The organism is Klebsiella sp. GB_Kp056, from assembly GCF_040064755.1.
In the GTDB taxonomy this organism is placed as follows: Bacteria; Pseudomonadota; Gammaproteobacteria; order Enterobacterales; family Enterobacteriaceae; genus Klebsiella; species Klebsiella quasipneumoniae.
The window spans coordinates 1-24,447 of record NZ_JBEAJA010000072.1 but is presented as its reverse complement, the minus strand read 5'-3'; the positions used below and the strand labels follow the sequence as shown (position 1 = coordinate 24,447).

At 58.3% G+C, this 24,447-nt stretch carries 20 protein-coding genes and 1 riboswitch; of the genes, 12 read left to right on the top strand and 8 right to left on the bottom strand.

The window, feature by feature from the left end; all coding sequences use genetic code 11:
- Positions 1-2 precede the first annotated feature (2 nt).
- Positions 3-2,435 carry a bifunctional aspartate kinase/homoserine dehydrogenase II gene (locus tag ABLV52_RS24745; protein WP_023291529.1) on the top strand — a complete coding sequence of 811 codons (2,433 nt, stop codon included), beginning with the start codon at positions 3-5 and terminating at the stop codon, positions 2,433-2,435.
- A 38-nt stretch (positions 2,436-2,473) separates the two neighbouring features.
- Here the strand turns inward: ABLV52_RS24745 and ABLV52_RS24740 are convergent, their stop codons facing one another.
- Positions 2,474-2,845, bottom strand: a complete 372-nt coding sequence (locus tag ABLV52_RS24740; protein WP_348891038.1) for a carboxymuconolactone decarboxylase family protein — start codon at positions 2,843-2,845, stop codon at positions 2,474-2,476.
- A gap of 91 nt (positions 2,846-2,936) precedes the next feature.
- On the opposite strand from ABLV52_RS24740, the gene ABLV52_RS24735 reads away from it, so the two are divergent.
- Both ABLV52_RS24735 and metF read left to right on the top strand, forming a co-directional pair.
- Positions 2,937-3,878, top strand: coding sequence for a LysR family transcriptional regulator (locus ABLV52_RS24735; RefSeq protein ID WP_348891037.1), 942 nt, complete (start codon positions 2,937-2,939; stop codon positions 3,876-3,878).
- A gap of 194 nt (positions 3,879-4,072) precedes the next feature.
- Positions 4,073-4,960, top strand: a complete 888-nt coding sequence (gene metF / locus ABLV52_RS24730) for a methylenetetrahydrofolate reductase (RefSeq protein WP_023291532.1) — start codon at positions 4,073-4,075, stop codon at positions 4,958-4,960.
- Between the two features lie 94 nt (positions 4,961-5,054).
- Here metF and ABLV52_RS24725 read toward each other — a convergent pair whose 3' ends face one another.
- The 3 genes from ABLV52_RS24725 to ABLV52_RS24715 all read right to left on the bottom strand — a co-directional run bounded on the left by ABLV52_RS24725 (position 5,055) and on the right by ABLV52_RS24715 (position 8,022).
- A complete protein-coding gene (locus ABLV52_RS24725) occupies positions 5,055-6,158 on the bottom strand; it encodes a glycerol dehydrogenase (protein ID WP_032454483.1) in 1,104 nt (367 codons plus the stop codon).
- Positions 6,159-6,212: 54 nt separating this feature from the next.
- Complete coding sequence (gene fsa / locus ABLV52_RS24720) at positions 6,213-6,875, bottom strand: fructose-6-phosphate aldolase (RefSeq protein WP_044520931.1); 663 nt, start codon at positions 6,873-6,875, stop codon at positions 6,213-6,215.
- A 205-nt stretch (positions 6,876-7,080) separates the two neighbouring features.
- Complete coding sequence (locus tag ABLV52_RS24715) at positions 7,081-8,022, bottom strand: AraC family transcriptional regulator (protein WP_224256479.1); 942 nt, start codon at positions 8,020-8,022, stop codon at positions 7,081-7,083.
- A gap of 69 nt (positions 8,023-8,091) precedes the next feature.
- Between ABLV52_RS24715 and zinT the strand changes: the two genes are divergently transcribed.
- Complete coding sequence (gene zinT / locus ABLV52_RS24710; RefSeq protein ID WP_348891036.1) at positions 8,092-8,742, top strand: metal-binding protein ZinT; 651 nt, start codon at positions 8,092-8,094, stop codon at positions 8,740-8,742.
- A gap of 47 nt (positions 8,743-8,789) precedes the next feature.
- Here zinT and ppc read toward each other — a convergent pair whose 3' ends face one another.
- Entirely contained in the window at positions 8,790-11,441 is a 2,652-nt protein-coding gene (ppc, locus tag ABLV52_RS24705) for a phosphoenolpyruvate carboxylase (protein WP_023291536.1), read from the bottom strand.
- 258 nt (positions 11,442-11,699) lie between these two features.
- Positions 11,700-12,851 carry an acetylornithine deacetylase gene (argE, locus tag ABLV52_RS24700; protein WP_023291537.1) on the bottom strand — a complete coding sequence of 384 codons (1,152 nt, stop codon included), beginning with the start codon at positions 12,849-12,851 and terminating at the stop codon, positions 11,700-11,702.
- Positions 12,852-12,964: 113 nt separating this feature from the next.
- On the opposite strand from argE, the gene argC reads away from it, so the two are divergent.
- The 4 genes from argC (at position 12,965) to oxyR (ending at position 17,403) form a co-directional block, all read left to right on the top strand.
- A complete protein-coding gene (gene argC, locus ABLV52_RS24695; RefSeq protein WP_348891035.1) occupies positions 12,965-13,969 on the top strand; it encodes an N-acetyl-gamma-glutamyl-phosphate reductase in 1,005 nt (334 codons plus the stop codon).
- Between the two features lie 6 nt (positions 13,970-13,975).
- On the top strand, positions 13,976-14,752 hold the full coding sequence (gene argB / locus ABLV52_RS24690; RefSeq protein WP_085955164.1) for an acetylglutamate kinase: 777 nt from the start codon (positions 13,976-13,978) through the stop codon (positions 14,750-14,752).
- Positions 14,753-14,852: 100 nt separating this feature from the next.
- On the top strand, positions 14,853-16,226 hold the full coding sequence (argH, locus tag ABLV52_RS24685; RefSeq protein WP_044520936.1) for an argininosuccinate lyase: 1,374 nt from the start codon (positions 14,853-14,855) through the stop codon (positions 16,224-16,226).
- A gap of 259 nt (positions 16,227-16,485) precedes the next feature.
- Positions 16,486-17,403, top strand: a complete 918-nt coding sequence (oxyR, locus tag ABLV52_RS24680; protein WP_002883015.1) for a DNA-binding transcriptional regulator OxyR — start codon at positions 16,486-16,488, stop codon at positions 17,401-17,403.
- Here the strand turns inward: oxyR and sthA are convergent.
- Entirely contained in the window at positions 17,386-18,786 is a 1,401-nt protein-coding gene (sthA, locus tag ABLV52_RS24675; RefSeq protein ID WP_002883016.1) for a Si-specific NAD(P)(+) transhydrogenase, read from the bottom strand. The genes oxyR and sthA overlap by 18 nt on opposite strands.
- 196 nt (positions 18,787-18,982) lie before the next feature.
- On the opposite strand from sthA, the gene fabR reads away from it, so the two are divergent.
- Positions 18,983-19,618: an HTH-type transcriptional repressor FabR gene (gene fabR / locus ABLV52_RS24670; RefSeq protein ID WP_004151856.1), complete on the top strand. Its 636-nt coding sequence runs from the start codon at positions 18,983-18,985 to the stop codon at positions 19,616-19,618.
- A gap of 15 nt (positions 19,619-19,633) precedes the next feature.
- Positions 19,634-19,993, top strand: coding sequence for a YijD family membrane protein (locus ABLV52_RS24665; RefSeq protein WP_004203691.1), 360 nt, complete (start codon positions 19,634-19,636; stop codon positions 19,991-19,993).
- A 50-nt stretch (positions 19,994-20,043) separates the two neighbouring features.
- Here ABLV52_RS24665 and trmA read toward each other — a convergent pair whose 3' ends face one another.
- Positions 20,044-21,144, bottom strand: coding sequence for a tRNA (uridine(54)-C5)-methyltransferase TrmA (gene trmA / locus ABLV52_RS24660; RefSeq protein ID WP_004203692.1), 1,101 nt, complete (start codon positions 21,142-21,144; stop codon positions 20,044-20,046).
- A 114-nt stretch (positions 21,145-21,258) separates the two neighbouring features.
- Positions 21,259-21,446: riboswitch (cobalamin riboswitch) on the top strand.
- Positions 21,447-21,510: 64 nt separating this feature from the next.
- Here trmA and btuB point away from each other — a divergent pair.
- Positions 21,511-23,349 carry a TonB-dependent vitamin B12 receptor BtuB gene (btuB, locus tag ABLV52_RS24655; RefSeq protein WP_032454489.1) on the top strand — a complete coding sequence of 613 codons (1,839 nt, stop codon included), beginning with the start codon at positions 21,511-21,513 and terminating at the stop codon, positions 23,347-23,349.
- The gene (gene murI, locus ABLV52_RS24650; protein WP_044520945.1) at positions 23,294-24,145 is read left to right on the top strand and encodes a glutamate racemase; all 852 of its coding nucleotides are present in this window, start codon (positions 23,294-23,296) and stop codon (positions 24,143-24,145) included. Before btuB ends, murI begins: the two co-directional genes overlap by 56 nt.
- The last annotated feature ends 302 nt before the right edge of the window (positions 24,146-24,447 follow it).

Here is a 24,447-nt window from a genome sequence, read left to right as displayed (position 1 = left end):
AGATGAGTGTGATTGCGCAGGCAGGGGCGAAGGGTCGTCAGCTGCACAAATTTGGTGGGAGTAGTTTAGCGGATGCGAAATGTTACCTGCGCGTCGCGGGGATCATGAAGGAGTATTCGCAGGCGGGGGACATGATGGTCGTCTCCGCCGCTGGCAGCACCACCAACCAGCTGATCAGCTGGCTTAAGCTTAGCCAGAGCGATCGCCTTGCTGCGCATCAGGTTCAGCAGTCGCTTCGCCGCTATCACACCGAGCTGATTGGCGGTCTGGTGGAGCCTGCGGCGGCGGATACGTTGATCGCCGCCTTTATCCACGACCTTGAGCGTCTGGCTGGTCTGCTGGACGGTGGGGTTTCCGAAGCGGTTTATGCGGAAGTGGTCGGCCATGGGGAAGTGTGGTCCGCGCGCCTGATGGCGGCGGTTCTCAACCAGCTGGGAATGGAAGCCGCCTGGCTGGACGCGCGCGCGTTCCTGCGCGCGGAACGCGCCGCGCAGCCGCAGGTGGATGAAGGATTATCCTATCCACTGCTGCAGCAGCTGATGGCGCAGCATCCTAACAAGCGTCTGGTGGTGACCGGCTTTATCTCCCGCAACCAGGCCGGTGAAACCGTCCTGCTGGGCCGTAACGGGTCTGACTACTCTGCCACCCAGATCGGCGCGCTGGCGGGCGCTTCCCGCGTCACTATCTGGAGCGACGTCGCCGGGGTGTACAGCGCGGATCCGCGCAAGGTGAAAGACGCCTGTCTGCTGCCGCTGCTGCGTCTGGACGAAGCCAGCGAGCTGGCGCGTCTGGCCGCGCCGGTGCTCCATGCCCGCACGCTACAGCCGGTTTCCGCCAGCGATATCGATCTGCAGTTACGCTGCAGCTATACGCCGGAACAGGGTTCCACGCGCATTGAGCGCGTGCTGGCCTCCGGTACTGGCGCCCGGATTGTCACCAGCCATGACGATGTCTGCCTGGTGGAGTTCCAGGTGCCGGCCGGTCACGATTTCAAACTGGCGCATAAAGAGCTGGACGCCCTGCTCAAACGCGCCCAGCTGCGCCCGTTAGCCGTTGGCGTCCATGCCGACCGCAAACTGCTGCAGTTCTGCTATACCTCCGAGGTGGCCGACAGCGCGCTGAAGCTGCTCGATGAGGCAGGTCTGCCGGGTGAGCTGCGTCTGCGTCAGAAGCTGGCGCTGGTGGCGATGGTGGGCGCGGGCGTCACCCGCAACCCACTGCACTGCCACCGTTTCTGGCAGCAGCTGAAAGGGCAGCCGGTGGAGTTCACCTGGCAGTCGGAAGAGGGGATCAGCCTGGTGGCCGTCCTGCGCGCCGGGCCGACGGAAAGCCTGATCCAGGGGCTGCACCAGTCCTTGTTTCGTGCCGAAAAGCGTATCGGCCTGATGCTGTTCGGCAAAGGGAACATCGGTTCCCGCTGGCTGGAGCTGTTCGCCCGTGAACAAACCACGCTCTCGGCGCGGACCGGCTTTGAGTTTGTGCTCGCCGGCGTGGTCGACAGTAAACGCAGTCTGCTGAACTACGACGGGCTGGACGCCAGCCGGGCGCTGGCTTTCTTCAACGATGAAGCGGTGGAGCAGGACGAAGAGTCGCTGTTCCTGTGGATGCGCGCGCACCCGTATGATGATTTAGTGGTGCTGGACGTCACCGCCAGCGAGCAGCTGGCCGACCAGTATCTTGATTTCGCCAGCCATGGCTTCCACGTGATCAGCGCCAACAAGCTGGCGGGGGCCAGCAGCAGCGATAAGTATCGCCAGATCCACGACGCGTTTGAGAAGACAGGGCGCCACTGGCTGTATAACGCCACCGTGGGCGCCGGCTTGCCGGTGAACCATACGGTGCGCGATCTGATCGACAGCGGCGATACCATCCTCGGCCTGAGCGGTATCTTCTCGGGAACGCTCTCCTGGCTGTTCCTGCAGTTTGATGGCACCGTGCCGTTCACCGATCTGGTGGATCAGGCGTGGCAGCAGGGTCTGACCGAGCCGGATCCGCGCGTCGATCTGTCCGGTAAAGATGTGATGCGCAAGCTGGTGATCCTCGCGCGGGAAGCGGGTTACGACATCGAGCCGGATCAGGTGCGCGTGGAATCACTGGTCCCGGCGCACTGTGAAGAGGGTTCGGTCGATCACTTCTTTGAGAATGGCGAAGAGCTGAACGAGCAGATGCTGCAGCGCCTGGAGGCGGCCCGCGAGATGGGGCTGGTGCTCCGCTACGTGGCGCGTTTTGATGCCAACGGCAAAGCACGCGTCGGCGTGGAAGCGGTACGCGAAGAGCACCCGCTGGCGGCGCTGCTGCCGTGCGATAACGTGTTCGCTATCGAAAGCCGCTGGTATCGCGATAATCCGCTGGTGATCCGCGGGCCCGGCGCCGGGCGCGATGTGACCGCCGGGGCGATCCAGTCGGATATTAACCGTCTGGCGCAGCTGCTGTAGTCCCGGGAAAAAGACCAGGCGCGGCCTGGTCTTTTTTGTTAGTGCGCCGCAAAAACTGCTTTAGCGGCAAACAGGCCGTTTAGCGCCGCCGGGAATCCGGCGTAGACCGCCATCTGCATGATCACTTCCGTAATTTCCTCTTGCGTCAGACCGACATTTAATCCCGCGGTAATATGCACTTTCAGCTGCGGCTCGGCGTTACCCAGCGCGGTGAGCGCGGCGATGGTGGCGATTTCCCGGCTACGCAAATCAAGCCCTGGCCGGGCGTAAATATCGCCGAAGGGGAACTCAATCAGATAGCGGGCGAAGTCGGGGGCGATATCCCGCAGGCTGTTAACGACGGCCTCCCCGCCGCTACCGTCCACGCGCTGAAGCATTTCCTGACCGGTGGTATAACGTTCGCTGGACATCGTTTTTTCCTCTCTGTGATGATGCGTTGAGAGGAAGGGTAGGGAAGTTTACCGGACTTGAGTAATACCCTTTTCGTGATACCTTTTCAGTATGACAACTTCGCGATTACATTCTCTTGATATCCGCCTGCTGCGTGCCTTTGCCGTGGTGGCGGAGGAACATAACATCAGCCGGGCGGCGCAGCGGTTATTTATCTCGCAGCCGCCGCTGAGTCGCCATATGCGCTATCTGGAAGCGCAGCTGGGGGTGACGCTGTTTCAGCGCCATAGCAAAGGCCTGATCCTTACCGACGCGGGCAGAGAGGTGCTGGCGATCATTCGGCCCATGCTGGCGCTCCAGGAACGCACGCTGGCGGCATTGAGTGAGCTCTCCGTTCACTCGCCGCCGTCTCTGCGTCTGGGCGTGACCACCGCCTTCGAACAAGGCATTTTCGCTGCTGTTGAATCTGCGCTGAGCGAACATACCCGCGGGTTGCATATCACCCGCCACGCCTCACCGGCGCTGGCGCAGCAGGTGCGCAAAGGCAAACTCGATGCGGCGCTGGTCGCGCTGCCGCTCAATACTGAAGGGCTGCACCTGCATCCATTGCCGTACCAGGAGCCGCTCATCGCGGCAGTGCCAGCCTCCTGGCCGGAAGCCGTCATACCAGCGTTAACGCTAAGCGCGCTCAATCATCGGCCGCTGTTCTGGTTTAAACGCGAGCGTAACCCCGATTTCTTTGACTACACGCGGCGCATTTTCGACCGGGCTGGCTATACCCCCGCTTATGTGGAAGAGCCTGCCGAACATGATGTGCTGCTGGCGCGAATCGCGCGTGGGGAAGGCATGATCCTCCTGCCGGCGTCCTTTTCCGCGATCCAGCGTCAGGGGGTAGTGTTCTGTCCTGTCGCTGAAGGCGACAGCATGCCGTTAAGCCTTGGGGTGATCTATGCGCCTCACCAGGCAGGAGCCGTGCAGCAATGGCTCTCACTGCTGGATGATCGCCTGACGACTCGCTCGTCCCATGCTGAACATCGTCCTACCCCATGTTGACCGCAGAGCGGGCTCTTTCGGCTGGCAAAGCGCCGGTAGATGAAGTTTTTTCATGTTGGCAGCCTTTTCCTCACTCTTTACGCAGATTTTTCTATTGACGCCCGGGCGCTTTTCCGTCATTTTTACATCTGGACGTCTAAACGTATAGAAGTTCGCAACACAACAGCCATTACATGCGATTGATGAGGTAAGGTATGAGCTTTTTTCACGCCAATCAGCGGGAAGCCCTGAATCAGAGCCTGGCGGAAGTCCAGGGCCAGATTAATGTGTCCTTTGAATTCTTTCCGCCGCGCACCAGTGAAATGGAGCAAACCCTGTGGAAATCCATCGATCGCCTGAGCAGTCTGAAACCGAAGTTTGTCTCGGTGACCTATGGCGCGAACTCCGGCGAGCGCGATCGCACCCACAGCATCATCAAAGGTATTAAAGAGCGAACCGGTCTGGAAGCGGCGCCGCACCTGACCTGTATCGATGCTACTCGCGATGAGCTGCGCACTATCGCCCAGGATTACTGGAACAACGGCATCCGCCATATCGTCGCTCTGCGCGGCGACCTGCCGCCGGGCAGCGGTAAACCGGAGATGTACGCCGCCGATCTGGTCACTCTGCTGAAAGAGGTGGGGGATTTTGATATCTCCGTCGCCGCGTATCCGGAAGTGCATCCGGAAGCGAAAAGCGCGCAGGCGGATTTGCTCAACCTGAAACGCAAAGTCGAGGCAGGCGCCAACCGCGCGATCACCCAGTTCTTCTTCGATGTGGAAAGCTACCTGCGTTTTCGCGATCGCTGCGTCTCGGCGGGCATCGATGTGGAAATTATTCCGGGTATCCTGCCGGTTTCCAACTTTAAACAGGCGAAAAAGTTTGCGGATATGACCAACGTTCGTATCCCGGTGTGGATGTCGAAAATGTTCGAAGGGTTGGATAATGACGCCGAAACCCGTCAGCTGGTGGGGGCGAATATCGCCATGGACATGGTGAAGATCTTAAGTCGGGAAGGGGTAAAAGATTTCCACTTCTACACCCTTAACCGCGCCGAAATGAGCTACGCCATCTGTCATACGCTGGGCGTGCGTCCGGCCTGAGTGTTTGCCGTTTCCGCCGTCAGTGGGCGACGCGTCCGGCTGATAAACATAAAAAAACACCCGGCTGACGCCGGGTGTTTTGTTTTGCTCTGGATTATTCCCATTCCTGCAGGAAGCGCTGGCCATATTGGTCGGCGACCAGCAGCGCGGCGTAGACCTGGTCGGCGTCGACGCCGCCCGGCATATTGTGGATGGTTTCGCCTTCAGCGCAGGCGGCTTCCGCCACCAGGCGCATTTTGGTCGGGATGTCGCCTTTGATATCCAGCTGCGCCAGCGTGATCGGCAGCCCAACGCTGTGGCACAGCGCGGCGACAGTCTCGATCTCTTCCACCGGCGCGTTTTCCAGCACCAACTGCGTCAGGGTGCCGAACGCCACTTTTTCACCGTGATAATAGTGGTGGGCGTCAGGGATGGCCGTCATGCCGTTATGAATCGCGTGGGCTGCCGCCAGGCCACCGCTTTCAAAACCGACGCCGCTCAGATAGGTGTTGGCTTCCACCACCCGCTCCAGCGCCGGAGTGACCACGTGCTGTTCGGCGGCCAGCATCGCTTTTTCACCCTCTTCGAGTAAGGTGTTGTAGCACAGCTCGGCCAGCGCCAGCGCCGCCTGGGTGCATTTCCCGCCCGCCATGGTGGTGGCGCCGCTGCGTGAGCAGGCGCGGGCTTCGAACCAGGTGGCCAGCGCATCGCCAATCCCGGCGGCCAGCAGGCGAGCCGGCGCGCCGGCAACGATCTGCGTATCGACAATGACCATGTTAGGGTTGTGCGGCAGCATCAGATAGCTGTCGAACTCGCCTTCGTCGGTGTAAATCACCGACAGCGCGCTGCACGGCGCATCGGTGGAGGCGATGGTGGGGGCGATCGCCACCGGCACCTTCATAAAATGGGCCAGCGCTTTCGCGGTATCCAGGGTTTTACCACCGCCGATCCCCAGCACGGCGGTGCATTTCGCACTGCCGGCGATATCGCGCAGGCGATTGATTTCATTATGCGAACATTCACCGCCAAACGGCGCGATTTCCGCCGCCAGGCCGGCGTCAGCCAGGCTTTTGCGTAGCATCTCTTCCGCGAATCCCAGCACGAATTTATCGCCAACGACCAGCCAGCGTTCGGCCAGCGGTTTCAGGTAGTCGCCAAGGCGCTTGATGGCGCCTGCGCCCTGGATGTATTTGCCTGGTGATTGAATAATGCGATCCATTTCGATTCCTCCTCGATGACCGTGATGCCGCCCGCAGGCGGCGCGCGGGTCCGGTTACAGGTTCAGCGTGCCAAAGGCGTTATTCCAGTCCTGTTCAAACTTCTCTATAGCTGACTCTACCGCAGGGGTGCCGAGCATTTGTTGCGCTACATCTAGTGGAAGGGTGATTGCTTCGCAGCCAGCCAGCAGGCAATCCAGCGCCTGACGGGGCGTTTTGAAGCTTGCCGCCAGCACTTTGCTTTCGGGCGCATGCATTTCCAGCAGGGATTGCAGTTCCTGCACCATGCGGATGCCGTCTCCGCCCTGAGCGTCGACGCGGTTAACGTAAGGCGCGACGTACTTTGCGCCGGCCAGCGCGGCCAGCAGACCCTGTGAAGCGCTGTAGACGGCGGTGCCAAGGGTCGGGATGCCTTCTTTCTTCAGCATCTTGATAGCGGCGAGGCCTTCGGCGGTGACCGGGATTTTGACCACGATGCCCGGCACGGCGTTGCTCAGGCGTTTGGCTTCTGCCACCATGCCCTGCGCATCGCGGCTCATGGTCTGCGCGAACAGAATCCCTTCCGGGCCAACGGCTTTTTGCAGGCGCGGCAGTACATCCCAGACCGGGGTTTTACCGGCGGCGATAATGCTCGGGTTGGTGGTCACCCCGGCCAGCGGGTAGATGCGGGCCAGGCGTTCCACTTCGGCGACGTTGGCGGTATCCAGATAGAGTTCCATAGCGTTTTCCTCAATGCTTAATTCGGTGCTGTCGTTGAGGTAAGCATACGGCTTTCGTTCGAAGGATCGCCAGATGACAAATTTGCCAAAAACTAGATAAATGTACGCATCGCGATTAAGGATGATTTAGATCACATTTATCGACGCTGGCTGGGATGGCAGGAAACTATAGCGCGCACAAAAGTCAGGTTTAACACACAAAAATCTAGTTTTTTGCCGCGGACGATTTTTCCGTCAGCTGGCTATGGTACTGGCGGCGGTATTCAGACGGCGAGCGTTCCGTGGTTTTGCGGAACAGGCGGCAGAAGTAGTTGCTGTCGGCGAAGCCGCAGGCGTGGGCGATGTCTTTCACTTTCATATCGTGGCCCTTCAGCAGCATACGGGCCTGTTCGAGACGAATGTGGTTTAGATATTCATTGAAGCCCATTGGCCCACATTTCTGGAACAGATGGGAAAGATAGTTGGGAGAGAGATAGAACGCCTGGGCGACCGATTCCCGGCTCAGCGGCTCCGCGTAATGGACCTCGATGTACTGACGGATTGCCTCGAACAGCGCCTGGCTGCGCGAGGAGGTTTGCGCCTGGCTGCCGAGAAGATCATGGCAGTGGCTGAGCAGGCTGATGACGATGCTGCGGGCGGTTTGCTGCTCCTGCGGCTGCATCCGGATCTCGTTGAGCGCCTGCAGCAGGAAGGAACCGACGCGCGGCCCGCGACGCAGCGCCTGTAGCTTTTCAACAACGGCGATCGTCTTGCCATTCCAGCGCTGCAGCGAGCACTCCAGCTGCTGCTTAGCGAACAGGATGCTTAACAGCAGGCAGGGCGCCTGCCACTGTGGGCAGTTCCAGCTATCGCCAGGAATATAGAGCACGTCATGGGCCTCCAGGAGCGGGGCGTTATCGCCGAGCGCCTGGTCGCGCAGCTGCCCATCGAGGAGGATATTCAGACGGGGAAAATCAACCTGCACCACCGGTTCAGCAGGCGAGCGCGTCTCGCCGGCGAAATAAACCCGTCCGAGGCTGGTCTGCTTTTTTAGCAATGCATCAATAAGTTGATTGATATCGTTGTCCATCATTGTTCCGCCCCGCGCATCACCCTTTTCATCATACCGGACATTATTCCAGCGGTAAAAGCGCCAGCCTGTCGCTATTGCGTCTCAGCTGAGATATGTTATATCGTAACAATTTGTCGCCATTGATAGCAAACTCAGGAGAGAGTAATGACCAGAATGATCCCCCTGCTGGCCTTGGGACTCGGCATGGCGCTAGCCAGCGCCCAGGCGTTCGCCCACGGCAACCATAGCCATGGGCCGGCGCTAACCGAAGTGGAGCGTCAGGCCAGCGAAGGCATTTTTGCGGATAAAGATGTGCAGGACCGCGCGCTGAGCGACTGGGAGGGCGTCTGGCAGTCGGTGAACCCGTATCTGCTCAACGGCGATCTCGATCCGGTGCTGGAGCAGAAGGCGAAAAAGCCCGGCGGCAAGAGCGTGGAGGAGTATCGCGCCTATTATAAGAAGGGCTACGCCACCGATGTGGAACAGATTGGCATTGAAGATGACGTGATTGAGTTCCACATTGGCGAGACCGTCAACAGCTGCAAATACCGCTATTCAGGCTACAAAATCCTGCATTACGCCTCCGGTAAGAAGGGCGTACGTTATCTGTTCGAGTGCCAGCAGGGCGATGCCAGCGCGCCAAAATATGTCCAGTTCAGCGACCACATCATTGGCCCGCGTAAATCGCAGCATTTCCATATTTTCATGGGCAATGAATCACAGGAAGCGTTGCTGAAAGAGATGGATAACTGGCCGACCTATTATCCGTATGCGCTGCATAAAGAGCAGATCGTTGATGAGATGCTGCACCACTAGAACGGGTGAAAAATCCCCCGGCCGGGCGGCCGGGGGAAAGACAGCGATTAACCGGTGTTACGCATACCGGCGGCGACGCCGGCGATGGTGACCATCAGCGCTTGTTCAACGCGCGGATCCGGGTCTTTGCCCTCTTCTTCAGCCTGGCGCGAACGGTGCAGCAGTTCCGCCTGCAGGACGTTCAGCGGGTCGGTATAGATATTACGCAGCTGGATAGACTCGGCGATCCACGGCAGGTCAGCCATCAGATGGGAGTCGTTGGCGATGGCCAGCACGACGTTGATATCGGCAGCCAGCAGCTTGCGCAGCTCGGTACCCAGCGCCCACAGCTCTGGTTTCACCAGGCGCTGATCGTAGTACTCCGCCAGCCACAGGTCAGCCTTCGAGTAAACCATCTCCAGCATGCCGAGACGGGTGGAGAAGAACGGCCAGTCGCGACACATCGCTTCCAGTTCACTCTGTTTTCCGCCTTCAACCACCTTCTGCAGCGCAGCGCCAGCGCCCAGCCAGGCTGGAAGCATCAGGCGGTTCTGGGTCCAGGCGAAGATCCACGGAATGGCGCGTAGCGACTCGACGCCGCCGGTTGGACGACGTTTTGCCGGACGCGAACCCAGCGGCAGTTTGCCCAGCTCCTGCTCCGGAGTGGCGGAGCGGAAATAAGGCACGAAATCTTTGTTTTCACGCACGTAGCCGCGATACATCTTGCACGACACGTCGGACAGCTCGGCCATGATGTCGCGCCACTGCGGTTTTGGTTCCGGCGGCGGCAGCAGGTTGGCTTCGAGGATCGCGCTGGTATAGAGCGACAGGCTGCTGATGGTGACTTCCGGCAGGCCGTACTTAAAGCGGATCATCTCACCCTGCTCGGTAACGCGCAGGCCGCCCTTCAGGCTTCCCGGCGGCTGTGAGAGGAGCGCGGCGTGGGCCGGCGCGCCGCCGCGGCCAATGGAGCCGCCGCGACCGTGGAACAGCGTCAGTTCGATCCCGGCTTTCTCACAGGTTTTGATCAACGCGTCCTGCGCCTGGTACTGCGCCCAGGAGGCGGCCATCACGCCGGCGTCTTTCGCGGAATCAGAGTAGCCGATCATGACCATCTGTTTGCCCTGGATAAAGCCGCGGTACCAGTCGATATTCAGCAGCTGGGTCATGACGTCGTTGGCGTTGTTCAGGTCATCCAGCGTTTCGAACAGCGGGGCCACCGGCAGGGCAAAGCCAATCCCGGCCTCCTTCAGCAGCAGATGAACCGCCAGCACGTCGGACGGCGTTTTGGCCATCGAGATCACGTAGGCGGCGATCGATCCGCGCGGCGCCTCGGCGATCACTCTACAGGTGTCGAGAACTTCGCGGGTCTCTTCGCTTGGCTCCCACTGGCGCGGCAGCAGCGGACGTTTGGAATTCAGTTCGCGGATCAGGAAAGCCTGTTTGTCGGCTTCTGACCAGCTTTCGTAATCGCCGATCCCGAGGTAACGGGTCATTTCGCCCAGCGCTTCGGTGTGGCGGGTGCTTTCCTGACGGATATCAATACGCACCAGCGGTACGCCGAAAGACTTCACGCGGCGCAGGGTGTCGAGCAGCTCGCCGTTGGCGATAATGCCCATGCCGCAGGCCTGCAGCGATTTATAACAGGCGTATAGCGGCTCCCACAGCTGCTCGTTCTGAGTGATCAGTCCCGCCGGTTTCGGCAGCTTCTGACCTTTCAGACGCGCTTCCAGCCAGGCCTGGGTTTCCATCAGCTGAGTGCGCAGTTTTTTCATCAGGTAACGGTACGGTTCCTGAGCGCCCTCGGCGCCGGCCAGGGCGCGCAATTCGTCAGTACACTCCACCATCGACAGCTCGGAGATCAGCACCTGCACATCTTTGAGGAACAGATCGGTCGCTTTCCAGCGGCTGAGCAGCAGCACGTGGCGGGTGATATCGGCGGTCACGTTCGGGTTGCCGTCGCGGTCGCCGCCCATCCACGAAGTGAAACGCACCGGGACAAAGTCCACCGGCAGCTGATAGCCGAGGTTGGCTTCCAGCTGTTCGTTCAGCTCGCGCAGGTAGTTAGGCACCCCTTCCCACAGGCTATTTTCCACCACCGCGAAGCCCCATTTGGCTTCATCGACCGGGGAAGGGCGGTGCTTACGAATTTCATCGGTATGCCAGGACTGGGCGATCAGCTGGCGCAGGCGGCGCATCAGCTGGTGGTGCTCGTAGTCCGCAATATCTTTGTTATCCAGCTGCTTGAGGCAGTTGTTCACTTCCACCATTTTATGGATCAGCGTCCGGCGGGTGATCTCGGTCGGGTGGGCGGTTAACACCAGCTCCAGGGACAGAGATTCCACCGCTTTTTTGATGGTGTCTTCGTTGAGATTGGGTTGGTCTTTGAGCTTTCTCAGGGTGCGCGCAATGACTTCCGGATTGCTGGCCGCTTCGCCATTCGGCGAAATGCTGTGGTACTGCTCAGCGGTGTTGGCCAGATTCAGGAACTGGCTGAAGGCACGGGCCACCGGCAGCAGTTCGTCGTTAGACAAATTCTGCAGCGTGGTCAGCAGCTCCTGGCGGTTAGCTTCGTTGCCGGCGCGTGAAGATTTGGACAACTTACGGATAGTTTCGACACGATCAAGAATATTTTCTCCCAATGCATCCTTGATGGTATCGCCCAGCACCTTGCCGAGCATACTGACATTACTACGCAATGCGGAATATTGTTCGTTCATGTTACCCCAGACACCCCATCTCATTTTATTTTGTTATATCCGCTGCGCTGGAACGTGAGCAACGGATAAGCAACCCGTCTTTTATAAAGCCACGTAAATACCCCCACGTCAATTACTGCGAAATCGCTTCAGCAAACGAGTAAATACCCGTAATTTGCGAAATTTAACTCAGGGGGCGCTGGATAAGCATCGCTTATGGAAATGTGACGATCGTCACCGTTCCGCCCCGGGAGAGCGGGGCGGAAAAAGAGGGCGATTTTAGTGCCAGCAGAAGTGGTGAACCACCTGGCTAATCAGCTCCCGCGTCGGCTTGATAAAGCGCGTCTCCAGAAACTCGTCAGGCTGATGGGCCTGATTGATCGAGCCCGGGCCGAGAACCAGCGTTGGGCACAGCGTCTGGATAAACGGCGCTTCGGTACAGTAGTTCACCACGTCGGTTTGGGCGCCAAGCAGTTTCTCAACCACCTGCACCAGCTTATGATCCGGCGGGCACTCGTAGCCGGGGATCGGCGGATGCAGCTCCGAGACCGTCAGGCGGCCCGGCCAGCGTTCGCTGACCGGGGCCAGCGCCTCGTCCAGCAGACCATTGAGGTCGTTGAGGGTCATCCCCGGCAACGGGCGGATGTCCATATGCAGTTCACAGCAGGCGCAGATACGGTTTGAGGCATCGCCGCCATGGATGGCGCCGAGGTTGAGGGTCGGGTAAGGGACCGTGAACGCCTCGAAGTGGTAGCGCTCTTTTAGCAAATCGCGCAGCTGCATAATCCGACCGATGGCGTCGTGCATCAGCTCGATCGCGTTGACCCCGCGCGCCGGATCGCTGGAGTGGCCGGACTGGCCCTGAATACGGATCGCGTTGGACATATGTCCTTTATGGGCGCGGATCGGCTGCAGGGAGGTGGGCTCGCCGATGATGGCGCAGTCGGGGCGCAGCCGGGTGGTTTCGGCAAAATAGCGCGCGCCGGCCATGCTGGTCTCTTCGTCGGCGGTGGCCAGAATATACAGCGGTTTTTTCAGCGTGGTGACGTCGACATCGCGCAGGGCGTCGAGAATAAAGGCGAAGAAGCCTTTCATATCGGCCGTGCCGAGGCCGTAGAGCTTGTTATCGTGTTCGGTAAGGGTGAACGGATCGCGCGTCCAGCGGCCATCATCGAACGGCACGGTATCGGTATGCCCGGCGAGCAGCAGGCCGCCGGCGCCGTGTCCGGTGCTGGCCAGCAGGTTGAATTTATGGCGCGTATCCGGCACCGGCTGTACCTCGACATTAAAGCCGAGATCGCGGAACCAGCCGGCCAGCAAATTGATTAAAGACTCATTGCTCTGATCGAGAGCCTCTTCGGTCGCGCTGATGGACGGTGTGGCGATCAACGCGCGGTAAATCTCGATAAAGGGCGGTAAATTGTTTTTCATTGTTGACACACCTTGGGTCGTGATAGTATCAATATTCATGCATTTATTGTGAATAAAAATACAATATCGTTGAGCGTAAGAAAACCCATCGAATGTAAGGAGATGCGCTTCCAATGTTAAATACGCTGATTGTGGGTGCCAGTGGTTATGCCGGCGCAGAGCTGGTGACCTATATCAATCGTCATCCGCATATGAACATAACCGCTTTGACGGTCTCCGCGCAAAGCAATGATGCGGGAAAATTAATTTCCGACCTGCATCCGCAGCTCAAAGGCATTGTCGATATGCCGCTGCAGCCGATGTCCGATATCAGCGAATTCAGCGCTGGCGTGGACGTGGTGTTTCTCGCCACCGCGCACGAAGTGAGTCACGATCTGGCGCCGCAGTTCCTTGCCGCCGGCTGCGTGGTGTTCGATCTCTCCGGTGCCTTCCGCGTTAACGATGGGGCGTTCTACGAAAAATATTATGGTTTCACTCATCAGCATCCCGACCTGCTCAAACAGGCGGTGTATGGTCTGGCGGAGTGGAGCGCGGATGCGCTTAAAGAAGCGCAGTTAATCGCGGTGCCTGGCTGCTACCCGACGGCGGCGCAGCTGTCGCTGAAGCCGCTGATTGATGCCAGTCTGCTGGATCTCAACCAGTGGCCAGTGATCAACGCCACCAGCGGGGTGAGCGGCGCGGGACGCAAAGCCGCGATCGGCAACAGCTTCTGTGAAGTCAGCCTGAAGCCATACGGCATATTTAACCATCGTCATCAGCCGGAGATTGCCAGCCACCTCGGAGCGAAGGTGATTTTTACCCCGCATCTGGGTAATTTTAAGCGCGGTATTCTGGAAACCATTACCTGCCGCCTGAAGCCGGGCGTTGGCCATGCGCAGATCGCGGCGGTTTACCAGCAGGCTTACGCCGATAAACCGCTGGTACGTTTATATGATAAAGGCGTGCCCGCATTGAAAAGCGTCGAAGGTCTGCCATTCTGTGATATCGGTTTTGCCGTGCAGGACGACCATCTCATCGTCGTCGCGGCAGAAGATAACCTGCTGAAAGGCGCCGCAGCGCAGGCGGTGCAGTGCGCGAATATTCGTTTCGGCTTCGCTGAGACGCAGTCTCTTATTTAAGGTGTGATGATGAACCCATTAATTATCAAACTCGGCGGCGTATTACTCGATAGCGAAGAAGCGCTGGAGCGTCTGTTTACCGCGCTGGTCAATTACCGTGAAGCGCACCAGCGTCCGCTGATTATCGTCCATGGCGGCGGCTGCGTGGTGGATGAGCTGATGAAGCAGCTCAACCTGCCGGTGCAGAAGAAAAATGGTCTGCGGGTGACGCCGGCTGAGCAAATCGACATCATCACCGGCGCGCTGGCGGGAACCGCCAACAAGACGCTGCTGGCGTGGGCGAAAAAGCACGGTCTGGCCTCTGTCGGCCTGTTCCTCGGCGATGGCGATAGCGTGAAGGTGACACAGCTGGATGCTGAGCTGGGCCATGTCGGGCTGGCGCAGCCGGGCTCTCCGACGCTGATCAACACCCTGCTGGCGGGCGGTTACCTGCCGGTGGTGAGCTCTATCGGCGTGACCGACGAGGGCCAGCTAATGAACGTCAATGCTGACCAGGCGGCGACGGCGCTGGCGGCTACCCTGGGGGCGGATCTGATCCTGCTGTCTGACGTCAGCGGTATCCTCGACGGTAAAGGGCAGCGTATTGCCGAGATGACCGCCGAGAAAGCGGAGCAGCTGATCGAGCAGGGGATTATCACTGACGGCATGATTGTCAAAGTGAATGCGGCCCTCGACGCGGCGCGTGCTCTGGGCCGTCCGGTGGATATCGCCTCCTGGCGTCACGCCGAGCAGCTGCCGGCGTTGTTTAACGGCACACCTATCGGCACACGTATTCTGGCTTAAGATTTCATGCCCGGCGGCGCGTTGTCTGCCGGGCTTACAAGACCGTAGGCCGGGGAGGCACAACGCCACCGGCGGAACTAACGAATAAAGGAAGCATGTTATGGCACTTTGGGGCGGGCGTTTTACACAGGCAGCAGATCAACGGTTCAAACAGTTCAACGACTCGTTGCGCTTCGACTATCGTCTGGCGGAGCAGGATATCGTTGGCTCTGTCGCCTGGTCGAAAGCGCTGGTAACGGTCGGCGTTCTGAGTGCCGATGAACAACAGCAGCTGGAAGAAGCGCTGAACGTGCTACTGGAAGAGGTGCGCGCCAATCCGCAGCAAATCCTCGCCAGCGATGCTGAAGATATTCACAGCTGGGTGGAAGGCAAACTGATCGACAAAGTGGGCCAGTTGGGCAAGAAACTGCATACCGGCCGCAGCCGTAACGACCAGGTCGCTACCGATCTTAAACTGTGGTGCAAAGATACCGTTGTCGAACTGCTGTCGGCGAACCGCCAGCTGCAGAGCGCGCTGGTGGAGACGGCCCAGCAGAACCAGGACGCGGTGATGCCGGGGTACACCCACCTGCAGCGCGCCCAACCGGTGACGTTCGCGCACTGGTGTCTGGCCTATGTCGAAATGCTGGCGCGCGATGAAAGCCGCCTGCAGGACGCGCTGAAGCGCCTCGACGTTAGCCCGCTGGGCTGCGGCGCGCTGGCGGGGACGGCGTATGAAATCGACCGCGAGCAGCTGGCCGGCTGGCTGGGCTTTGCCTCCGCCACCCGCAACAGCCTCGACAGCGTGTCCGACCGCGACCATGTTCTGGAGCTACTTTCCGATGCCTCTATCGGCATGGTCCATCTGTCGCGCTTTGCGGAAGATCTGATTTTCTTTAACTCCGGCGAAGCGAATTTCGTCGAGCTTTCCGACCGCGTAACCTCAGGCTCCTCGCTGATGCCGCAGAAGAAAAACCCGGACGCCCTGGAGCTTATCCGTGGCAAATGCGGCCGCGTGCAGGGCGCGCTGACCGGCATGATGATGACCCTGAAAGGGCTGCCGCTGGCCTACAACAAAGATATGCAGGAAGATAAAGAGGGACTTTTCGACGCTCTGGATACCTGGCTCGACTGCCTGCATATGGCGACCCTGGTGCTGGATGGTATCCAGGTGAAACGTCCGCGCTGTGCGGAAGCGGCGCAGCAGGGCTATGCCAACGCCACTGAGCTGGCGGATTATCTGGTGGCGAAAGGCGTACCGTTCCGCGAGGCGCACCATATTGTCGGTGAAGCGGTGGTGGAAGCCATTGCGCAAGGGAAACCGCTGGAAGCGCTGGCCCTGGCCGACCTGCAGAAATTCAGCCCGGTGATTGCGGACGATGTTTATCCGATTCTGTCGCTGCAGTCCTGCCTTGATAAACGCGCGGCAAAAGGCGGCGTCTCGCCGCAGCAGGTGGCGCAGGCTATCGACGAGGCGAAGGCCCGTCTGAGCTAATCCACAGATATCTGCCTTCCCTGACCCGGCCGAGCCCAGCGACGCCGGGTTTTTTATGCAAAAAAAAAGCGGACGCAAGGTCCGCAAAAGTTCACGTTGGCTTTAGTTGTTCGGGTAGAGAAACAGTGTGACGGGTCAGTGGTTTTCACAGGTTCACCGTCTTTATGGGCGTATTATTGAACAGAAAACTTGATAGGGATAATCGTTCGTTGCTATGCTATCTATCGCCATGGACTATCGTGGCGATGGAGGATGAATAATGAATATTCGCGATCTTGAATACCTGGTAGCGCTCGCCGAACACCGCCACTTCCGGCGGGCGGCTGACTCATGCCATGTGAGCCAACCGACGCTCAGCGGACAGATCCGCAAGCTGGAGGATGAGCTTGGCGTCATGCTGCTGGAGCGCACCAGCCGTAAGGTTCTGTTTACCCAGGCGGGGCTGTTGCTGGTGGATCAGGCGCGTACCGTGTTACGCGAAGTAAAAGTGCTCAAGGAGATGGCAAGCCAACAAGGGGAAACCATGTCCGGGCCGCTGCATATCGGCTTGATCCCGACAATTGGCCCGTACCTGCTACCGCACATCATTCCGATGCTGCATCAGACCTTCCCGAAGCTGGAAATGTATCTGCACGAAGCGCAGACCCATCAGCTGCTGGCTCAGCTCGACAGCGGTAAGCTCGACTGCGCCATCCTGGCGCTGGTCAAAGAGAGCGAGGCCTTTATCGAGGTGCCGCTGTTCGATGAGCCGATGATGCTGGCTATCTATGAAGATCATCCGTGGGCAAACCGCGACCGGGTGCCGATGTCGGATCTGGCCGGTGAAAAGCTGCTGATGCTGGAGGATGGCCACTGCCTGCGCGATCAGGCGATGGGCTTCTGCTTTGAAGCGGGGGCGGATGAGGATACCCACTTCCGCGCGACCAGCCTGGAAACGCTGCGCAATATGGTGGCGGCAGGCAGCGGTATTACCCTGCTGCCTGCGCTGGCAGTGCCGCAGGAAAGAAAACGCGATGGCGTGGTCTACCTGCCGTGCATTAAGCCAGAGCCAAGACGCACCATCGGTCTGGTTTACCGTCCGGGCTCACCGCTGCGCAGCCGCTATGAACATCTGGCTGAGGCCATCCGCGGCACGATGGATGGCCATTTCGACAAGGCGTTAAAACAGGCGGTTTAAGCCGTTCAGCGCGGCAACCCGGTACGCTTCCGCCATGGTCGGGTAGTTAAAGGTGGTGTTGACGAAGTACTCAATGGTGTTACCACCACCTTTCTGCTCCATGATCGCCTGGCCGATGTGAATGATTTCGGCTGCGCGTTCGCCAAAGCAGTGAATGCCGAGGATCTCCTTGGTCTCCCGGTGGAACAGGATCTTCAGGGTTCCCACGCTCATGCCAACGATTTGCGCCCGCGCCAGGTGTTTAAACTGAGCGCGACCCACCTCATACGGCACTTTCATCGCCGTCAGCTGCTGCTCGGTTTTCCCGACGGAGCTGATTTCCGGAATGGTGTAGATCCCGGTCGGGATATCTTCAATCAGATGCGCTGAGGCTTCGCCTTTCACCAGCGCCTGGGCGGCAATGCGTCCTTGATCGTACGCCGCGGAGGCGAGGCTCGGATAGCCGATGACATCCCCAACCGCATAGATGTGCGGAAGGGCGGTCTGGTACATGCTGTTGACCTTCAGCTGGCCGCGACTGTCGGTCTGCAGACCGATGTTTTCCAGCGCCAGAGTGTCGGTATTGCCGGTGCGGCCGTTGGCGTACAGCAGGCAGTCCGCTTTGAGCTTTTTGCCGGATTTCAGATGCATGATGACGCCGTCATCAACGCCTTCAATCTTTTCGTACTCCTCGTTGTGGCGAATGACCACGCCGCTGTTCCAGAAGTGATAGGAGAGTGAATCTGACATCTCCTGATCGAGGAAGGCCAGCAGACGATCGCGGGTGTTGATCAGATCGACCTTCACCTCCATGCCGCGGAAGATCGACGCATATTCACAACCGATTACCCCGGCGCCGTAAATGATCACATGGCGCGGCTCATGCTGCAGGCTGAGAATCGAATCGCTGTCATAGATGCGCGGGTGGTGGAAATCGACATCCGCCGGATGATAGGGGCGAGATCCGCAGGCGATAACGAATTTCTCCGCGGTCACCGTCTCGACCGTGCCGTCATGGCACTCCAGCGCCAGAGTATGCTCATCAACGAAGTGGGCATTGCCCTGCAGAATTTCACAGTGGTTGCGCTCATAGAATCCCTGGCGCATATGAGTCTGCTGGTTGATGACGCTGTCGGCATGGTTAAGGATGTCGGCGAAAGAAGAGCGAAGAAGGCGGGAGTGGTCGCTGTAGAGGGGGTTTTGGTTAAACTCGATAATACGGCTGACGGCATGGCGGAGGGCTTTCGACGGGATGGTGCCCCAGTGGGTGCAACCGCCGCCGACATTATGGTAGCGCTCGATGACGGCAACGCGTGCTCCCTGTTTCACCAGTCCCATGGCGGCGCCTTCGCCGCCAGGACCGGAACCAATCACTATTGCATCATAATCCCAAGAGTGTGACATGGCATTACTCACCTGTTTTATACATAAAATAAACACGATGATAACATTCGCTGCGCTTTAACCCAATTATCGTTGTGCTTTTTTGCGGCATAAAAGCAGAAACGGCTCGTAAACAATCATTCACAATCCAGGGCAAACCGATTAGTTTTAATCTCTGGTATAGTGCCAGCAGGGCTATTGGAAGGATTCATACATCGTGATGGGCGTAAGAGCACAACAAAAAGAAAAAACCCGCCGTTCGCTGGTGGAAGCGGCATTCAGCCAACTTAGCGCTGAGCGGAGTTTCGCCAGCCTGAGCTTGCGTGAAGTGGCGCGGGAAGCAGGGATCGCGCCGACGTCCTTCTATCGTCATTTTCGCGATGTCGATGAGTTAGGCCTGACGATGGTCGATGAGAGCGGACTGATGCTGCGCCAGCTGATGCGCCAGGCGCGCCAGCGGATTGCCAAAGGCGGCAGCGTGATCCGCACCTCGGTCTCGACCTTTATGGAGTTTATCGGTAACAACCCGAACGCTTTCCGCCTGCTGCTGCGCGAGCGCTCGGGAACGTCTGCGGCGTTTCGCGCCGCCGTCGCACGCGAAATCCAGCATTTTATTGCGGAACTCGCCGACTATTTAGAACTCGAAAACCATATGCCGCGCGCCTTTACCGAAGCGCAGGCTGAAGCTATGGTCACCATCGTTTTTAGCGCTGGCGCGGAAGCGCTGGATGTCGGCCCTGAACAGCGCCGACAGCTGGAAGAACGGTTGGTACTGCAGCTCAGAATGATCTCTAAAGGCGCGTATTACTGGTATCGCCGTGAACAAGAAAAAATGTCACATCATTCCGAATAACGTGAAGGACGAGCAATGAAACACTCAGTTCAAGATAAAGGTACGCTGCTGCTGGCGCTGATTGCCGGGTTATCTATTAATGGCGCCTTTGCGGCGCTGTTCAGTTCGATAGTTCCGTTTTCCGTCTTCCCCATCTTATCCCTGCTGCTGACGGTCTACTGTCTGCATCAGCGCTATCAGAATCGCAGTATGCCCGTCGGGCTACCGGGCCTGGCCGCCGCCTTTTTTATTCTCGGGGTGCTGTTGTACAGCACCGTCGTGCGTGCGGAGTACCCGGATATCGGCTCTAACTTCTTCCCGGCCGTTCTGTCCGTCGCGATGGTCTTCTGGATTGGCTACAAGATGCGTAACCGCAAAAATACCGCAGCCGAATAAGCCGCCAGTGATAAAAAACCGGCAATATGACGTTGCCGGTTTTTTTTGGCCTATTTCCGGGTCAGCAGAACGCCGCACTCCATGTGATGGGTATACGGGAACTGGTCGAACAGCGCCAGCCGGGTAACGTTGTGCGTCTGGCTTAGCGTTTCCAGATTACGGCACAGCGTTTCCGGGTTGCACGAAATGTACAGTATGCGCGGATAGGCCTGCACCATTTTCTCCGTTTCACTGTCCAGCCCGCTACGCGGCGGATCGACGAAAATAGTCTCGCACTGATAGCTTTGCAGATCGATACCCTGCAGCCGGTTGAACTCACGCACGCCGTTCATCGCCTGAGTAAACTCTTCAGCCGCCATGCGGATAATCTGCACGTTGTCGATATGGTTGGCGGCGATGTTGTACTGCGCCGCCGCCACCGACGGTTTGGCGATTTCAGTGGCCAGTACGCGATCGAAATTACGCGCCAGCGCCAGCGAGAAGTTACCGTTGCCGCAGTACAATTCCAGCAGGTCGCCGGTCGCCCCTTTGGTGACATCCAGCGCCCACTCCAGCATCTGAATGTTCATGGCCGCGTTCGGTTGGGTAAAGCTGTTTTCCACCTGACGGTAGATCATCTCCCGACCGCCAACCGGCAGGCGTTCATCTATATAATCCTGATCGAGCTCGATTTTAGTTTTAGTCGCCCGACCAATCAGATGCACATTGAGCCCCTGGGCTCGCAGGGCGTCACGCAGCGCCTCCGCTTGCTCACGCCAGGCATCATCGAGCTTTTTATGATACAGCAGCGAGACGACCGCCTGGTTGCTGAGGGTGGTCAGATAGTCAATCTGAAACAGCTTATGGCGCAGCACGGGATTGTTGCGCACGCCCTCCAGCATGGCGGTCATCAGCTGATTGATGAGCGCGCTGGCGGCCGGGAAGCTGTCAACGCGAATCCGCGACCGGGTCTGCTGATCGAAAATAATATGGTACAGGTCGTCGCCATCGTGCCACAGACGGAACTCGGCGCGCATACGGTAGTGGCTGACCGGCGAACGAAACACTTCCGGAACCGGCGCGGCGAAAGGCGCCATCATGGTTTGCAAACGGACGACTTTTTCTGCCAGCTGCGCTTCGTATTGTTCGGTAGGAAGGTGTTCGGGGGTCATGATGTATCCTGAATAAAATAAGTACGCGGGGATTGTAGGGAAAGCGCCGGGGATGTCCAGCCTCGAATGCCGCGGGAAATATAATTAGCAGTCTGGACATCTATATGTTTCTGATTGTAGCATTCGCCTACCGGTCCTGTGAGTTAAAAGGGAACCCAGTGGAAATCTGGGGCTGACGCGCAGCGGTAAGGAAGGTGAGAAATGAGCGCACTCGGTGCAGACACTGCGGTTAGCCGTGGGAAGTCATTATTTCTTGAAACAGCCTCCAAGCCCGAAGACCTGCCGGAATACGTCGCACTGGGTTTTATCGTCGCGAGCAACTGATAAAACCTGCGGCATCCTTTTTCTGTTTCGGATGCTTTTACAATGATTAAAAAAGCTTCGCTGATGACGGCCTTATCCGTCACGGCATTTTCCGGCTGGGCGCAGGACAGCAATTCAGACACGTTGGTGGTGACAGCAAACCGTTTTCAACAGCCGGTCAATACCGTGCTGGCGCCGACCGATATAGTGACGCGCGATGACATCGACCGCTGGCAGTCCAAAGATTTAAACGATGTCATGCGTCGTCTTCCCGGCGTCGATATTGCCCGCAACGGCGGCATGGGGCAGAGCGCTTCGCTGTATGTTCGGGGGACAGAGGCTCGCCACGTGCTGGTGCTGATCGACGGTGTGCCGATGGCGCGTCCGGGGATCTCCAACGGCGTGGATATCAGTCAGATCCCTATCTCTCTGGTCCAGCGGGTGGAATACATCCGCGGCCCGCGCTCCGCGGTGTACGGCTCCGGGGCGATCGGCGGGGTGGTGAACATCATCACCATGACCGATGCTGAGCGTTCGCAGATCAACGCCGGCGCGGGAACGAACGGCTATCAGTCCTACGATGGCGCCTTTAACAAGCGGTTTGGCGATACGCTGGTTACCGCTGCCGGCGCCTATCAGACCACCAAAGGGTTTAACGTCCAGCCGAACTCCTCTTATAGCGGCGACAGCGATCGCGACGGCTACCGCAATAAAATGCTATGGGGCGGGGTACAGCATCAGTTCGATGACAACTTCTCGGGGTTCTTCCGCGGCTATGGTTATTCCGCCAATGCTGACTATGACCAGGGTAACTGGGGCTACGCAGGTGGAAACGATGAAGATCAGTCCTATACCCAATCCTGGGACACCGGTCTGCACTACCATTCCGGAATTTACTCCTCCCAGCTGATTGCGAACTATCAGCGTATTAAAGATTACAACTACAGCAGCGACGCTGGCCGCTATGCCGCGGGCACCACCCTGGATGATATGGAACAACGCTATATCCAATGGGGAAATAATGTTGTGGTGGGCCATGGCGCAGTGAGCGGTGGCGTAGACTGGAAACAGGAGAAGCTGAAATCCAGCGGAACGACCAGTACCGACGTGTATAAGCGCGATACCACCGGTCTTTATCTGACGGGCCAGCAGCAGATTGACAGCGTGACGCTGGAAGCTTCCGGCCGTGAGGATCATGACGAGCAGTTTGGCTGGCACGGTACCTGGCAGACGGCGGCAGGCTGGGAATTTATCGAGGGTTATCGGACAACGCTCTCGTACGGTACAGGATTCCTCGCCCCCTCCCTCGGACAGCAGTACGGCGCAGAACGTTTTGGCATCGCCTCTAACCCGAACCTGAAGCCAGAGGAGTCGAAACAGTGGGAAGCGGGCCTCGAAGGGTTGACGGGGCCGGTCGACTGGCGTCTCTCCGCGTATCGCTATGAGATTCAAAACCTCATCGATTACGACAACAACGCCTATTACAACGTCAAGTCTGCGACGATCAAGGGGCTGGAGTGGACGGGGAATGTCACCACAGGGCCGGTGGAGCACCATCTGACGCTGCAGTATGTTGACCCTCGCGATGATGAAACTAACAAGATCCTCTATCGCCGGGCGAAGCAGCAGGTGAAATACGAGCTGAACGGCCAGGTCTACGATCTGGGGTGGGATGTGACGTATCACTACATCGGCAAGCGCTACGATTATGATTATGACAACTCGCGTACCGTCAATATGGGTGGGTTGAGCCTCTGGGATGTCGGTTTATCGTATCCCGTCACCTCACACCTGACAGTTCGTGGTAAAATAGCCAACCTGTTCGATAAAGATTACGAGACAGTTTATGGCTACCAATCTGCAGGACGGGAATACACCTTGTCTGGCAGCTACACCTTCTGATCCACGTCCCACCGTGCTGGTGTTTGATTCCGGCGTCGGTGGGTTGTCGGTTTATAATGAGATTCGGCAGCTGCTGCCGAATCTGCATTACATCTATGCTTTCGATAACGTTGCCTTCCCCTATGGCGAGAAGAGCGAGGCGTTTATCGTTGAGCGCGTTGTGGAAATCGTCACCGCTGTCCAGCAGCGTTATCCCCTGGCGCTGGCGGTGATCGCCTGCAATACCGCCAGTACCGTCTCCCTGCCTGCTCTGCGTGAAAAGTTCGCCTTCCCCGTTGTCGGCGTGGTGCCGGCGATCAAGCCCGCCGCCCGCTTAACGGCGAACGGCATTGTCGGCCTGCTGGCGACGCGCGGCACCGTAAAGCGTCCTTATACCCGTGAGCTGATCGACCGCTTTGCCAATGAATGTCGGATTGAAATGCTGGGGTCGGCGGAGCTGGTGGAGCTGGCGGAAGCGAAGCTGCACGGCGAGCCTGTGCCGTTAGAAGAACTGCGCCGTATCCTGCGCCCGTGGCTGCGGATGCAGGAGCCGCCGGATACGGTGGTGCTGGGCTGCACCCACTTTCCTCTTTTACAGGAGGAGCTGCAGCGCGTTCTGCCCGAGGGCACGCGGCTGATCGATTCCGGCGCGGCGATTGCCCGTCGCACCGCCTGGCTGTTAGAGCATGAAGCGCCGGATGCGAAGTCCAGCGACGAGAATAAAGCATTCTGCATGGCGTTGACGGCAGAAACGGAACAACTTTTACCCGTTTTGCATCGCTATGGCTTCTCGACGCTGGAAAAATTACCGCTTTAACGGCGTTTTGCACAAAAAAGAGACGGTTGAATAATTTTTTGAAAACAGGGCTTGTCAACGTCTCAGAACTCCCTATAATGCGCCTCCACTGACACGGAACAACGGCAAGCAAGCCGCCGGGTCAGCAGGGTTTCGGCGATGAAGTTCAGCGCTGAAAACCGACAGAGAAAAGCAAAATAAGGGCTTGACTCTGAATGAGGAAAACGTATTATACGGGACCTCGCAACGGTGAGCTGAAAGCCGCGTTGCAACTGCTCTTTAACAATTTATCAGACAATCTGTGTGGGCACTCAAAGTGACAT